The organism is Rhizobium sp. WYCCWR 11152, assembly GCF_013087615.1.
In the GTDB taxonomy this organism is placed as follows: Bacteria; Pseudomonadota; Alphaproteobacteria; order Rhizobiales; family Rhizobiaceae; genus Rhizobium; species Rhizobium indicum.
Genome location: NZ_JABFCP010000009.1, coordinates 416,284 through 429,352, shown reverse-complemented (window position 1 = coordinate 429,352; position 13,069 = coordinate 416,284). Strand labels below are relative to the sequence as shown.

Here is a 13,069-nt window from a genome sequence, read left to right as displayed (position 1 = left end):
CCAAATCGAGAAAGATTTTTGTTGATTGATCAGTCAATCAAAAATAGCCTACTGCTGATTTCAAGGAGTGGTCTGTTGCCGAAGGTCGGAATGGAGCCGGTGCGCCGCAAGGCGCTTGTCGATGCGGCGCTGCGGGTGATCGGCGATCACGGCTCGCTCGCCGTCACCATGTCGGACATCGCCCGGCAGGCCGGCGTGTCACCAGCCCTGGCGCACCATTATTTCGGCAGCAAGGAGCAATTGCTGACCGAGACGATCCGCTCGCTTCTCCGGCAATTGCGCAGCGATACGGTGGCCGCACTCAGGACCGCCAGGACGCCGCGCGCCCGGCTTTCGGCCGTCATCCGCGTCAGCTTCCATGCCGACCAGTTTGCGCCGGGCACGATTGCCGCCTGGCTTGCCTTTTACGCCGAAGCGCAGCGTTCGGAAGAGACGCGGCGCTTCCTGGTGATCTATGCGCGACGGCTGCGCTCCAATCTGCTGGCCGATCTGAAAGTGCTGCTGCCCGCTGACGCCGCAGAACGCATCGCCGAAGGCGCTGCGGCGATGATCGACGGGCTCTATATCAGGCAAAGTCTGAAATCCGCGCCGATCGGCATTGAAGCCTCGATCGCGCTGACTGAAGATTATCTGAATGCGCTTTTGGCCACCGCCTCCCCCTCTCCCCAGCGGGGAGAAGATGTCCGAAGGACAGATGAGGGGGTGAGCGACGCAGGAGCGAACGGCCGGAAGGCCGAGACTGCCGCCCCCTCATCCGGCCCTACGGGCCACCTTCTCCCCCAGGGGAGAAGGGATCCCATCGAACCACTCAAGGGACAAATGACATGAAAGCCCAGCCGAAAGCCTCGCACTTCATCGACGGCGAATATGTCGAGGATACCGACGGCACCGTCATCGAGAGCCTCTATCCGGCGACCGGCGAGGTGATCGCCCGGCTGCATGCCGCAACGCCTTCGATCGTCGAGCGGGCGATCGCAGCCGCCAAACGTGCCCAACCGGAATGGGCGGCGATGAGCCCGATGGCGCGCGGGCGCATCCTCAGACGGGCAGCCGAGATCATGCGCGAGAGAAACCGGGCGCTTTCCGAACTCGAGACGCTCGACACCGGCAAGCCGATCCAGGAGACTGTTGTCGCCGATCCGACCTCGGGTGCGGATGCCTTCGAATTCTTCGGCGGTATCGCGCCGGCCGGTCTCAACGGGTCGCAGATCCCGCTCGGCCAGGATTTTGCCTATACCAAGCGGGTGCCGCTCGGCGTCTGCGTCGGCATCGGCGCCTGGAACTATCCGCAGCAGATCGCCTGCTGGAAAGCTGCGCCGGCGCTTGTCTGCGGCAATGCCATGGTGTTCAAGCCGTCGGAGAACACGCCGCTCGGCGCATTGAAGATCGCCGAGATCCTGCACGAGGCGGGACTGCCGAAGGGGCTCTTCAATGTGATCCAGGGCGACCGCGATACCGGGCCGCTGCTCGTCAACCATCCTGATGTCGCCAAGGTGTCGCTGACCGGCTCGGTGCCGACCGGCCGCAGGGTCGCGGCCGCTGCCGCCGGCAACCTCAAGCACGTGACGATGGAGCTCGGCGGCAAGTCGCCGCTGATCGTTTTCGACGATGCCGATCTCGATTCGGCGGTCGGGGGCGCGATGCTCGGCAATTTCTATTCGACGGGCCAAGTCTGCTCGAACGGCACGCGCGTCTTCGTGCAGAAGGCGATCAAGGACGAATTCCTGAAGCGGCTGAAGGTCCGCACCGAGGCGATGCTGATCGGCGACCCGATGGACGAGGCGACGCAGGTCGGGCCGATGGTCTCCTGGGCGCAGCGCGAGAAGGTGATCTCCTACATCGAGAAGGGTAAGGCCGAGGGCGCAACACTGATTGCCGGCGGCGGCATTCCGAACAACGTCTCCGGCGAAGGCTATTACGTGCAGCCGACGGTGTTTGCCGATGTCACCGACGACATGAGCATCGCTCGCGAGGAGATCTTCGGGCCGGTCATGTCAGTGCTCGATTTCGACTCGGAGGACGAGGTGATCGCGCGGGCCAATGCCAGCGAATTCGGCCTTTCCGGCGGCGTCTTTACCGCCGACCTCACCCGCGCCCACCGCGTCGTCGACCGGCTGGAGGCAGGCACGCTCTGGATCAACACCTACAATCTCTGCCCGGTGGAAATCCCCTTCGGCGGCTCGAAACAATCCGGCTTCGGCCGCGAGAATTCGCTTGCGGCGCTGGAGCATTATTCCGAGCTGAAGACGGTTTATGTGGGCATGGGGCCGGTAGTGGCGCCTTATTGAGACTGTGAAGACCCCTCCCCAACCCCTCCCCACAAGGGGGAGGGGCTAGCCTGCCGCTCCCCCTCACTCCGAAATCAGCGCCACAAACGATGAGGTCGAAGGAGGGTAAAACCGGTGCCGCAAGTTAAGCCACTCCCCCTTGTGGGGAGGGGTTTGGGGCGGGGTCTTCGAACCGTTGCAAAAGAATCTAAGGGAACGTCATGCAACAAGCAGATTTCGTCATCATCGGCTCGGGCTCCGCCGGCTCCGCCCTCGCCTACCGCTTGTCGGAAGACGGCAAGAACAGTGTCATCGTCATCGAGGCGGGCGGCAGCGATTTTGGGCCGTTCATCCAGATGCCGGCAGCGCTTGCCTGGCCGATGAGCATGAAGCGCTATAACTGGGGTTATCTGTCCGAGCCGGAGGCGAACCTCAACAACCGGCGCATCACCGCGCCGCGCGGCAAGGTGATCGGTGGCTCCTCGTCGATCAACGGCATGGTCTATGTGCGCGGCCATGCCGAGGATTTCAATCGCTGGGAGGAGCTCGGCGCCAGCGGCTGGGCCTATGCCGACGTGCTTCCCTATTTCAAGCGGATGGAGCATTCGCATGGCGGCGAAGAAGGCTGGCGCGGCACCGACGGGCCGCTGCATGTCCAGCGCGGCGGTTTCACCAATCCGCTCTTCCAAGCCTTCGTCGAGGCCGGCAAACAGGCGGGCTTCGAGACGACGGAAGATTACAACGGCAGCAAGCAGGAAGGCTTCGGCCTGATGGAGCAGACGATCTTCGGCGGCCGCCGCTGGTCTGCCGCCAATGCCTATCTGAAACCGGCGCTGAAGCGGGACAATGTCGCGATTGTCTACGGCCTGGCGCAGAGGATCGTGATTGAGGACGGACGGGCGACCGGCATCGAGATCGAGCGCAACGGCAGAACAGAGGTGGTGAAGGCGAACCGCGAGGTGATCGTCTCGGCCTCCTCGTTCAACTCGCCGAAGCTCTTGATGCTGTCGGGCATCGGTCCGGGCCAACATCTGCAGGACATGGGCATTGCGGTGAAGGCCGACCGGCCGGGCGTCGGCGCCAACCTGCAGGACCATATGGAATTCTACTTCCAGCAGGTGAGCACCAAGCCGGTGTCGCTCTATTCCTGGCTGCCATGGTTCTGGCAGGGGGTGGCGGGCGCCCAATGGCTGCTCTCGCGCGGCGGGCTCGGCGCCTCCAACCAATTCGAGGCCTGCGCCTTCCTGCGCTCGGCACCCGGGCTGAAGCAGCCCGATATCCAGTATCACTTCCTACCGGTGGCAATCAGCTATGACGGCAAGGCGGCGGCGAAGAGCCACGGCTTCCAGGTTCATGTTGGCTACAACCTGTCGAAATCGCGCGGCAGCGTGAGCTTACGCTCCGCCGATCCGAAGGCCGACCCGGTGCTGCGCTTCAACTATATGAGCCATACGGAGGATTGGGAGAAATTCCGCCACTGCGTGCGCCTCACCCGCGAGATCTTCGGGCAGAGCGCCTTCAACGACTATCGCGGGCCGGAGATCCAGCCGGGAGAAGGTGTGCAAAGCGACGAAGAGATCGACGCCTTCCTGCGGGAACATCTGGAAAGCGCCTATCACCCCTGCGGCACCTGCCGGATGGGCGCCAAGGACGATCCGATGGCGGTGGTCGATCCGCAAACGCGGGTGATCGGCATCGATGGCTTGCGCGTCGCCGACAGCTCGATCTTCCCGCATGTCACCTACGGCAACCTGAACGGGCCGTCGATCATGACCGGAGAGAAGGCCGCCGACCACATCCTCGGCAAACAGCCGCTGGCGCGCTCGAACCAGGAGCCGTGGGTCAACCCGCGCTGGGCGGTCAGCGACCGCTGAAGCGTATAGAGCTATTGGGCGGCAACTGCCACCGACCGGTAGTCGCTGGTCGTCGGGAATGTCTATCGTCAGAGCGATAGAAATACGGATGCCGGTATCAGAAATCGCTCACTCAGCGCGCGGGCTTGTCGAACATTGATTTGTCGCTTCCCGCTCAAAATCTCAGACACGACGGACTGAGCGCCCACTTCCGGCACCTCGGACTGGCCAAGGCTGCGCTCCTCCATGACATAACGCAGCGCATCGGCGCCAGTCACCGGAGGCATTGGGCGGTTTTGCTCGTCATAGGCCTCAACAAGGTCCGCCATGCGAGAGGCAAGCAACGCCAAAGGATGATCCTCATCGTCGCCCACTTCAGCGAGAATCTCGTCAAGTTGCTTCACGAGCTGATCATACTCAGCTTCATTGGCCGGCATGGCAAGAAGTGGAGCCACATACGTCCAGTGCTCGCTTACCAGTTTTACAAGTGCGCTCATCGGCCTAACCCTTCCATGCTCCTTTGTCGTACTCGGCATGATCCATAATCCGCTGAATATAGACCTTCCTGAATTTGTAGTGCACCACCGCGATCAAGCGCAGCTTGTTGCCGCCAATGTCGAACACGTGATGCTGCCCGACTTTGTCCGTTGCCGGAAACAGTGACTTCGTGTCGGCGAAGTCTGTCGGCTCCGACGACTTCATCAGTCGATACCAAGTATCCAGGGCATTGGCTGTTTGAGGCCATCGGTCTTTCGCCTCCCAGATCTTTTGCTGTGTGATGACGTGCATAGATCCGGAATCATGTATCGCATTTTGCTATGGCTGCAATCTAGCGCAACTATCCGATTATAGCAAGTTGCTATGGACGAGATTGAAGACCGGCGGACGATGCGCAAACCGCTGGCGCGCTCGAACCGGGAGCCGTGGGTCAACCCGCGCTGGGCGGTCAGCGACAGATAGTCAGTGGTAATCTTCTTCGCGCTGGTGACGGACGGCGAGGACAATGACGCTCGTTTCACTCATCAGTTTGAAAAGAATGACATATCCGGCTGAACCGAATGGTACGACGAGCTCGCGCAGCAAGGGATCGTCCGCAGAGGCGCGTCTGGCCATAAGCGGGAAATCCTGAAGTATCATCAGAGCTTTCTGGATGGCGTTGATGGCACGTTCGGCCAAATCCGGATCACGTTCGATCAGAAAATCGGCGAGCCGGTCCAGATCTTCATAGAAGGTCTGGGTGTACGTTAGCTCGAAGATCATTTCTGCTGTGCAGCTTTACGGGCTTTCGCCTTTTCAAGCTTTTTGCGCATCAACTCCTGAATGTCGTCCGTTGTATAAAACACACCGGTCCGCTGCGCGTCAGCCAAGCCAGCCAGACCCCGCGCGATGAACTCCGCTTGGGTCCTTCTAAAATCGATCTGGCGGCGAAGAGAGTCCTCTATCAGCGACGACAGGCTCTCGCCTTCTTTCAGAACGCTTTCGGCGGCAGCACGCAATTCAGGATCCACGCGAAGGGACGGGAGAGATGCCGTTTTCATGACGTTCCTCGTGCGTTGCAATTGCAATGCAATATGATGGATCATCGTGTTGTATTCAACTCCCCTCCACCTGACCCAATTCATATGCGCCGCGGTTGAGAAAATCGGGAGCGATCACATCAGAGAAATCCGATCCAGCGGCCGGCGAGCACAGCAGCGATCCAGACCGCGGCCGACAGGGCGGCGGAGAAGCGCAGGCCGGGCCGGACGATGCCTGTCGACACCGCCGTTTTCCAGCCTCGCCCGAAATGAACGATCGACAGGTTGAGAAGGCCGAGGGCGATCAGGCAAAGCTTGGCAAGGAAGGCGGGATTGCCGGCATATTCGACCGCCCTGACGCTGAAGAGGCAGACACCGGTGACAATGGCCGCGGCAAGGCCGACACCGGCGGCGCGTGACAGAAACGGCGCAGCGATCTCAACCGGCACCTTGCGGAAGAAGCCGGCAAGCCTCAGATCAAGCGGCAGGATGGCGCCGACCAAAAGGCCGATCGCCAGGATATGGGCTGCGTTGACGAACAAGTAGAGCGTTCCGGAGCGCCGGAGCGCGAGCGCAGGTGTCGTTGCCGACAGCCATTCGAGAATGTCGATCACAGCTCAGTTCGCCCAGAGGTCAGTTCGTCTTGATGCGGTCGGGATAGATATCGTAGCGCTTCTCGCCGATGGTGAGGCGCACGGCCTTCAGCCGCTTCTCTTTTGGATCCTGCGAACGGTTTCCAAGGACCACCACCTGGTCGCCAGGCTTGGCCACACCTTCGACGAAACCGGAGCGTTCCGTCTGGCGCGGATTGCCGAGTTCGACGAGCCAGACGCCGTCATCGGCGGTGGCGATATCGAGCGTCGGATGCGGTCCACCCATGGAGATCTTTTGGATGGTGCCGCGAAGCTCGATCTGATCCGCCTCGGCCCAGGACCAGCCATGATGGGCAATTGCGCCGGTGGCGAAAGCCATCGAAAGCATGGCCGCAGCCACTACTTGCCGTGCTGAAATTCTAAACATGATGTCCTCCCTACCCGTATGGACAGGCAGGTGGAGCATCGAAGCCGGAGGAAAAGGGATTTCACCAAATCTTGAAGAAAGAGGCCGGCGTACGTTCAGGCCAGCAGCCGGGTGACTTCGGCGCTGTGCTTTGGGGCGATGGCATCGGCGATGGTGGTGGAGAACAGCACTTTGCGGGTGGCATCCGCCACCTTGGCGAAGACGTGGCGGATTTGGCAGTTCTGTTCGCCGTCGCAATCGTCGCACCGGCGGTAGGCGGTGATCGACAGACACGGAAGCGGCGCGATCGGACCATCGATGATGCGCAGGATCTCGCCGAAGGTGATGGTGTGGGCGGGCTTCAGCAGGAGATAACCGCCCTGCTTGCCGCGGCGGCTGGCGACGACGCCGTGATGTTTCAGGTCGAGCAGGATCTGTTCGAGGAATTTCTTCGGGATCTTCTGCTGCGCCGCGATATCGGAAATCATCACCGGTTCGTCGGCATCGGCATCAGCCAAGACCGTGAGCGCCCGCAGCGCATATTTCGCCTTTTGCGTAATCATTTTTGACCATCGACACACACAGGCGGCACGAATCTTCGCACCGCTACGGAAGTTCTTTTGCCTCTATGGCACAACCAGCATGAACGGAATTTGAACGCACCGGAGAAAGCCTTGAGAGACAAGCGTTTTGGCCTTGTTTTTCGCCCTCGGCCAAGCTCTCTTAATCTATGCCAAAACCGCGCCTTCTGCACCATTTTCGGCATCAATTCAGATTTCGGATTGACAGGCTGCGTGTAACTCTACTATTTCTATAGACATTCGAGTTGCTGATGTGGATTTTCATCCGCAGGCGGCTGCTTTTCTGCATCGCGGCAGCTTCGGAGAGATATTTGCTCCTCCGGCCGCAGCTTTCGAAATCCCTTTTTCTGTCCGATCCATGCGTGAACTGCGATACTCCTGACAACAAAGGACAGGATTCTCATGACTGCTATCAATGCGATTGCGGAAGAAGGGCCGATTGCGGAAGCCCAGGCGCTGAACGACAGGCTGGCAGGCCTCGACCTTGCCGGACGTCTGTCGCTGGTCTCCGGCCTTGGCGGCCGCGTGGTGTTCACGACGTCACTCGGCATCGAGGACCAGGTAATCACCGCCGAGATCGGCACGCACCGCCTGCCGATCGATATCGCCACGCTGCAGACCGGCCGGCTGTTTGCCGAGACGCTGTCGCTGATCGAAGAGACCGAAAGCCAGTACGACATCCATATCCATCGCTTCGAGCCCGAGAAGGCCGATATCGACGCCTATGCGGCGCAATACGGCCTCAACGGTTTCTACGAGAGCGTCGAAGCCCGGCATGCCTGTTGCGGCGTGCGCAAGCTGAAGCCGCTTGCGCGGGCCCTCGACGGTGCTGCGATCTGGATCACCGGCCTGCGCCGCGGCCAATCGGCCAACCGCGCCGAAACGCCGTTTGCCGAATATGACGCCGAACGCCAGCTGCTGAAGGTCAATCCGCTCGCCGACTGGGACCTGGAGGCGATCAAGGCCTTCGTTTCCGCAAACGGCGTGCCGGTCAATCCGCTGCACGCTCGCGGTTATCCCTCGATCGGCTGCGAACCCTGCACGCGGGCGATCAAGCCTGGCGAGCCGGAACGCGCCGGCCGCTGGTGGTGGGAGCAGGACGAAACGCGCGAATGCGGCCTGCATGTCGCCGAAGAGGCCGCAGCGATCGCCGCACAGTAAATCACCCCACGGCTTTCCCAATCAGGGCGCGGCGACCGCCGCAGCCTTGGGAAGCCAACTTCCCGGGGAAAACCAACATCAAGGAATTGCTTTGCGGGCACCCGCAAACGATCGACAGTCTGGAGTAAAACATGCCCGATAGCCGTCCGGATACGGAACTCAGCAACCCGCAGAGCGCCAAGGCGCCGCTCGACCCGCATCTGAAAGCGCTGGAAAACGAATCCATCCACATCTTCCGCGAGGTTGCGGCCGAATTCGAGCGTCCCGTCATGCTCTATTCGATCGGCAAGGATTCCTCGGTGCTGCTGCATCTGGCGCGCAAGGCCTTCTATCCCGGCCGCGTGCCCTTCCCGCTTTTGCATGTGAACACCGGCTGGAAGTTTTCCGAGATGATCGCCTTCCGCGACGAAACCGCGAAGAAGTACGATCTCGATCTGATCGAACACATCAATCCGCGCGGCAAGGCCGAAAACATCACGCCGTTTACGCATGGATCGGCCGCCTTCACCGACATCATGAAGACCGAGGGGCTCCGCCAGGCGCTCGATGCCGGCCAGTTCGATGCGGCTTTCGGCGGCGCACGGCGCGACGAGGAAGCAAGCCGCGCCAAGGAGCGGATCTATTCCTTCCGCACGCCGGATCATCGCTGGGATCCGCGCAATCAGCGGCCCGAACTCTGGAACATCTATAACGGCATGATCCGCAAGGGCGAGAGCGTGCGCGCCTTCCCGCTGTCGAACTGGACCGAAGTCGACATCTGGCGCTACATCCAGGCCGAGGACATTCCGCTGGTGCCGCTCTATTACGCCAAGAAGCGGCCGTTCGTGGAGCGCGACGGCATGATGATCCTGGCCGAGGATCCGCGCCTGGAACTGCTGCCCGGCGAAGTCCGCCAGGAAGGCATGATCCGCTTCCGCACCCTCGGCGACTTCCCGCTGACCGGCGCCATCCGCTCACAGGCCACCACCCTCGAAGAGGTGATTGCCGAACTCGAAATCGCAACGGTGTCCGAACGCCAGGGCCGCGCCATCGATCGCGACCAGTCCGGCTCCATGGAAAAGAAGAAGCGTGAAGGATATTTCTGAGATGACCGCAGCCCAAACCGCCGTCTCGGCCGCAACCGTCGTCAACCTGCCCGCCGCCGAGCCGCTCAAGGCCGTGCGCGATACCAGGCCGCTGCGCCTCATCACCTGCGGCAGCGTCGATGACGGCAAATCGACCTTGATCGGCCGCCTGCTCTGGGACACCAAGGCGGTCAAGGAAGACCAGGCCGCCACCCTGCAGCGCGATTCCACCGGCAAGCAGAACGATCTCGGCCTGCCCGACTTCGCATTGCTGCTCGACGGCCTGCAGGCCGAGCGCGAACAGGGCATCACCATCGATGTCGCCTATCGCTATTTCTCGACCGACAAGCGCTCCTTCATCGTCGCCGACACGCCCGGCCATGAGCAATATACCCGCAACATGGCGACCGGCGCCTCGACCGCCGATCTCGCCATTCTGCTGATCGATGCGCGCTTCGGCATTCTGGAGCAGACGCGCCGGCACGCGACGATCGCCTCGCTGCTCGGCATCAAGCAGTTTGTGCTTGCCATCAACAAGATCGACCTGACGGGCTATGACCGCGCCGGCTTCGACAAGATCAGCCATGATTTCCGGGAATTTGCCCTGTCGCTCGGCGTCAAGCAGATTACCGCCATTCCGATGTCGGCGCTGAAGGGCGAAAACGTCGTCTATTCCGGCCAGGCCGCCATGCCCTGGTACAGCGGCCCGACGCTGGTGGAAACGCTGGAGCTTGCCACGGTGCGCTCGTCGCAGACGGTCGGCTTCCGCCTTTCTGTCCAGCGCGTCTCGCGTCCCGGCGAAAGCTTCCGCGGCTATCAGGGCACGGTTGCCGGCGGCTCGGTCAAGCCGGGCGACAGCGTCATGATCCTGCCGTCCGGCATGGTCGCCAATGTCTCCAAGATCGTCACCTTCGATCTCGTCCGCAACGCGGCCGTTGCCGGCGACGCGATCACGCTGGTGCTCGACCGCCAGGTCGACGTGGCGCGCGGCGACATGATCGTCTCGATCGACGCCCAGCCGCAGGTCGGCCTTGCCTTCGACGCGCAGATCGTCGCGCTGCAGCCTGAGGGTATCGAGCCCGGAAAACGCTACTGGCTGAAGAGCGGCAGCCGCCGCCAGCGCGTTCAGGTGCAGCCGCTCAGCCAGTTGGAACTGAAGACCGGCACCTGGAATGCCGCCCAGCGGCTCTACATGAACGCCATCGGCAAAGTCCGGCTCGTCTTCGACGAAGCGGCGATCTTCGACCCCTATGAGCAGAACCGGCTTTCCGGCTCCTTCATCCTGATCGATCCGGAGACCAACAATACGGTCGCCGGCGGCATGGTGACCGGCAAGCGCACGGAACTTGGCGGTCTGCACAATGGCGAAGCCCGCGTCATCCTCTCGCTTCCGGCCGACCTTGCCGAGCAGATCATGGCAAGCGAACTCTTCGCCAGCCGCAGCCACGAGGCCGAGGTGCGGCGCATGACGGCGGCAGAAGCCGCCGACCTCTGGTCGAGCGCTGCAAGCGATATCTGACAAGGGATAAGGATAAGGATAAGGGATAAGGGGCCAGCAAGATTGGCCCCCTCACCGCAGCCAAATCCGCTGGCTGCAGGGCTGGCGGATTCCCTGTCGAGCGGCAAAGAACCGATCAAGGGCTTCGTGTCCGCTTCCGGCCGAATAGTGTTGAAAAAGTCGAAAATCCGGGCTTAACGAAAAGTCAGCCAATTCGTGATTTGAGCGAACGTTGCCGCTCGATGCTGTTTTACTTCCGCTGCGCGGCCCCACGCTGCTTGAACGCAAAATTGACAGGTCCCCCAGCTCAATTTTCTGTGTCTACCGCCCCTAAAAAAATCAGAGTTTGCAGAAAACGGACTTTTTCAATTCACGATTCGCTGTTTACCGCTTGCCCGCGGGCCAATGTGGGGCCATTCTTAGATCGGATCCTGGCGGTGCGGTAAAACGAGAGGTCAGGTCTTGCAACGCTCAATCTCGACCTCGAAGCACTGCCTTTTCTCGACTGATCCCCGAGCGAGGAGGTTGTCCATGTCCACGCGCTATGTCGACCATCCGCTACAACCGGGCGACCGGGTCCCGAACGTTGTGTTTGATGCGATCTCGAGCGAGGGGAAGATCGCACTTGATGATTTTCGTGGCCGCAGCCCATTGTTGATCGGTTTGTTTCGAGGCCTGCATTGTCCGTTCTGCCGGCGCCATGTCGCGGCCATGGCATATCTCAACCCGATGCTGCGTGAGAAAGGCGTCCAATCCCTGGCGGTGGTAAACACCCCGGTTGAACGCGCACGGCTCTATTTCCGTTACCATCCGATACCCGATCTTCTTGCTGCTTCCGACCCGGTACGGGCTTCGCACCAAGCCTTCGGCCTACGCGAGGTCGGGATCGACACGGCCATGGCGATACTGATCGATCTTCCGGGCGAGTTGCCCGAGCCTATGGGCGTGATGGCAATGGACGAATTTCTCAACGAGAAGGAAGGATATCAGATTACGGAAGCCGATCAGCAGATGATGACTGCCGACCACGGGCAGCTTGTCGGTCAGTTCCTAATCGACCGGGAGGGTATCGTACGCTGGAGCTTCACTGAAGTTCTGGAGGCTGGGCTCCAGACATTCCAGGCACCGAATTCCCAGGAATTGATGTCGGTAGCTTCCCAAGTCGTACATTAACAACGAAAACTCGCTCGACGACCTACCGCCTGGGTGGTGCTCAAGCCAACTGAGCGGACTACTATTTCCCGAGAGCGTTTTTCAGCGCATCGACCACGACGCGGACTGAGGGAACGTCTTTGATATCAGAATGGACAACCAGCCAGACTTCTCTTGTCAAAGCCTGTTCGGTCTCAATGCGTTGGAGACCGCTGGACTCCAGGACGGCGAAATCGGGGAGCATGACGACACCGGCGCCAAGGCATGCGGTTGCGGCCTGAAACTCCAGAACGGACGACCTCACGGCGATCGGCCGGCCGGCGGCCAATTCGATCAGCCGCAGCTGCTGCGGCGAGGCGTTCATGGTTTCGTCGTAACCGATGAAGGTCCAGTCCGATGGTGGAACCGTTTCGAGATAGGTCTTTGAAGCGTAGAGATGGAAGCTTGTCTCGCCGAGCTTGACGATAGAGTAATCGCCGTCCTCGGGACGCGACATCCGCACGGCGATATCGGCCTCTCGTCTGTTCAGGGACGCGAGGCGCTTTTCTCCGACAAGGGTGATCTGAACACCCGGATGGTCGCGCCTGACGGCCGCGATCGGCTTTGCGAGCAGCACGCTTGAGAGAGCGGGAGGCGCGCTGATCCTCACATGGCCGCGTAATTCCGTGGCGCTGCTGCGACCAAGCTGCTCGATTGCCGCGGTCTGCGCGGCGACAAGAGCTGCGTGCTTGGCAACCTGCTCTCCGTCCGAGGTCAAAATGATGCGCCGCCCGCGGCGGTCCACGAGCTTGCGTCTGAGACTGGCTTCAAGCGATGAAACGCGCCGACTGATCGTCGCGTGTTCAACGCCGAGCTGTTTTGCGGCACCAAGCAACGTTCCCGACTGCGCGAGCGCCAGGAAATGCCGAAGGTCGTCCCAGTCGAATTTTGTGAATTCTTTCCCATTCATTGTGAAACAATAGGGAATTTTCACACAT

14 protein-coding genes and 1 pseudogene are annotated in these 13,069 nt (G+C 61.0%); 7 read left to right on the top strand and 8 right to left on the bottom strand.

Features of this window, described 5'->3' with window-relative positions; genetic code table 11:
- Positions 1 to 75: 75 nt before the first annotated feature.
- From betI to betA, 3 genes and pseudogenes are all read left to right on the top strand, one after another.
- Positions 76 to 666: pseudogene (gene betI / locus G9X67_RS17330) on the top strand (transcriptional regulator BetI); the annotation flags it as partial.
- Positions 667 to 824: 158 nt separating this feature from the next.
- The gene (betB, locus tag G9X67_RS17325) at positions 825 to 2,288 is read left to right on the top strand and encodes a betaine-aldehyde dehydrogenase (protein WP_171599290.1); all 1,464 of its coding nucleotides are present in this window, start codon (positions 825 to 827) and stop codon (positions 2,286 to 2,288) included.
- 200 nt (positions 2,289 to 2,488) lie between these two features.
- Entirely contained in the window at positions 2,489 to 4,141 is a 1,653-nt protein-coding gene (gene betA / locus G9X67_RS17320; RefSeq protein ID WP_171599289.1) for a choline dehydrogenase, read from the top strand.
- Between the two features lie 68 nt (positions 4,142 to 4,209).
- Here the strand turns inward: betA and G9X67_RS17315 are convergent, their stop codons facing one another.
- The 7 genes from G9X67_RS17315 to G9X67_RS17285 form a co-directional block, all read right to left on the bottom strand.
- Complete coding sequence (locus tag G9X67_RS17315) at positions 4,210 to 4,617, bottom strand: transcriptional regulator (RefSeq protein ID WP_138328621.1); 408 nt, start codon at positions 4,615 to 4,617, stop codon at positions 4,210 to 4,212.
- Between the two features lie 4 nt (positions 4,618 to 4,621).
- Positions 4,622 to 4,909, bottom strand: a complete 288-nt coding sequence (locus G9X67_RS17310; protein WP_171599288.1) for a type II toxin-antitoxin system HigB family toxin — start codon at positions 4,907 to 4,909, stop codon at positions 4,622 to 4,624.
- 171 nt (positions 4,910 to 5,080) lie between these two features.
- Positions 5,081 to 5,380, bottom strand: coding sequence for a type II toxin-antitoxin system RelE/ParE family toxin (locus G9X67_RS17305; RefSeq protein ID WP_171599287.1), 300 nt, complete (start codon positions 5,378 to 5,380; stop codon positions 5,081 to 5,083).
- Positions 5,377 to 5,658: a YlcI/YnfO family protein gene (locus tag G9X67_RS17300; RefSeq protein ID WP_138388026.1), complete on the bottom strand. Its 282-nt coding sequence runs from the start codon at positions 5,656 to 5,658 to the stop codon at positions 5,377 to 5,379. Before G9X67_RS17300 ends, G9X67_RS17305 begins: the two co-directional genes overlap by 4 nt.
- Before the next feature lie 119 nt (positions 5,659 to 5,777).
- Entirely contained in the window at positions 5,778 to 6,251 is a 474-nt protein-coding gene (locus G9X67_RS17295; protein ID WP_171599286.1) for a DUF6644 family protein, read from the bottom strand.
- Between the two features lie 19 nt (positions 6,252 to 6,270).
- On the bottom strand, positions 6,271 to 6,657 hold the full coding sequence (locus G9X67_RS17290) for a DUF6152 family protein (RefSeq protein WP_171599285.1): 387 nt from the start codon (positions 6,655 to 6,657) through the stop codon (positions 6,271 to 6,273).
- 95 nt (positions 6,658 to 6,752) lie between these two features.
- Positions 6,753 to 7,199, bottom strand: coding sequence for an Rrf2 family transcriptional regulator (locus G9X67_RS17285; RefSeq protein ID WP_003546399.1), 447 nt, complete (start codon positions 7,197 to 7,199; stop codon positions 6,753 to 6,755).
- A 420-nt stretch (positions 7,200 to 7,619) separates the two neighbouring features.
- Here G9X67_RS17285 and G9X67_RS17280 point away from each other — a divergent pair, with 420 nt between their 5' ends.
- The 4 genes from G9X67_RS17280 to G9X67_RS17265 all read left to right on the top strand — a co-directional run bounded on the left by G9X67_RS17280 (position 7,620) and on the right by G9X67_RS17265 (position 12,113).
- A complete protein-coding gene (locus tag G9X67_RS17280; protein ID WP_171599284.1) occupies positions 7,620 to 8,378 on the top strand; it encodes a phosphoadenylyl-sulfate reductase in 759 nt (252 codons plus the stop codon).
- 131 nt (positions 8,379 to 8,509) lie between these two features.
- Positions 8,510 to 9,463, top strand: a complete 954-nt coding sequence (gene cysD, locus G9X67_RS17275) for a sulfate adenylyltransferase subunit CysD (RefSeq protein WP_003546395.1) — start codon at positions 8,510 to 8,512, stop codon at positions 9,461 to 9,463.
- Between the two features lies 1 nt (position 9,464).
- Positions 9,465 to 10,961 (top strand): sulfate adenylyltransferase subunit CysN, encoded by a 1,497-nt coding sequence (gene cysN, locus G9X67_RS17270; protein WP_171599283.1) that lies wholly within the window; start codon positions 9,465 to 9,467, stop codon positions 10,959 to 10,961.
- 510 nt (positions 10,962 to 11,471) lie between these two features.
- The gene (locus tag G9X67_RS17265) at positions 11,472 to 12,113 is read left to right on the top strand and encodes a peroxiredoxin-like family protein (RefSeq protein ID WP_138328629.1); all 642 of its coding nucleotides are present in this window, start codon (positions 11,472 to 11,474) and stop codon (positions 12,111 to 12,113) included.
- 61 nt (positions 12,114 to 12,174) lie between these two features.
- Here the strand turns inward: G9X67_RS17265 and G9X67_RS17260 are convergent, their stop codons facing one another.
- Positions 12,175 to 13,041, bottom strand: a complete 867-nt coding sequence (locus G9X67_RS17260) for a LysR family transcriptional regulator (RefSeq protein ID WP_210258893.1) — start codon at positions 13,039 to 13,041, stop codon at positions 12,175 to 12,177.
- Between the last annotated feature and the right edge of the window lie 28 nt (positions 13,042 to 13,069).

Coding starts and splice junctions, on each gene's coding strand:
- betB (WP_171599290.1), top strand. CDS start 825: ATGAAAGCCCAGCCGAAAGCCTCGCACTTCATCGACGGCGAATATGTC.
- betA (WP_171599289.1), top strand. CDS start 2,489: ATGCAACAAGCAGATTTCGTCATCATCGGCTCGGGCTCCGCCGGCTCC.
- G9X67_RS17315 (WP_138328621.1), bottom strand. CDS start 4,617: ATGAGCGCACTTGTAAAACTGGTAAGCGAGCACTGGACGTATGTGGCT.
- G9X67_RS17310 (WP_171599288.1), bottom strand. CDS start 4,909: ATGCACGTCATCACACAGCAAAAGATCTGGGAGGCGAAAGACCGATGG.
- G9X67_RS17305 (WP_171599287.1), bottom strand. CDS start 5,380: ATGATCTTCGAGCTAACGTACACCCAGACCTTCTATGAAGATCTGGAC.
- G9X67_RS17300 (WP_138388026.1), bottom strand. CDS start 5,658: ATGAAAACGGCATCTCTCCCGTCCCTTCGCGTGGATCCTGAATTGCGT.
- G9X67_RS17290 (WP_171599285.1), bottom strand. CDS start 6,657: ATGTTTAGAATTTCAGCACGGCAAGTAGTGGCTGCGGCCATGCTTTCG.
- G9X67_RS17285 (WP_003546399.1), bottom strand. CDS start 7,199: ATGATTACGCAAAAGGCGAAATATGCGCTGCGGGCGCTCACGGTCTTG.
- G9X67_RS17280 (WP_171599284.1), top strand. CDS start 7,620: ATGACTGCTATCAATGCGATTGCGGAAGAAGGGCCGATTGCGGAAGCC.
- cysD (WP_003546395.1), top strand. CDS start 8,510: ATGCCCGATAGCCGTCCGGATACGGAACTCAGCAACCCGCAGAGCGCC.
- cysN (WP_171599283.1), top strand. CDS start 9,465: ATGACCGCAGCCCAAACCGCCGTCTCGGCCGCAACCGTCGTCAACCTG.
- G9X67_RS17265 (WP_138328629.1), top strand. CDS start 11,472: ATGTCCACGCGCTATGTCGACCATCCGCTACAACCGGGCGACCGGGTC.
- G9X67_RS17260 (WP_210258893.1), bottom strand. CDS start 13,041: ATGAATGGGAAAGAATTCACAAAATTCGACTGGGACGACCTTCGGCAT.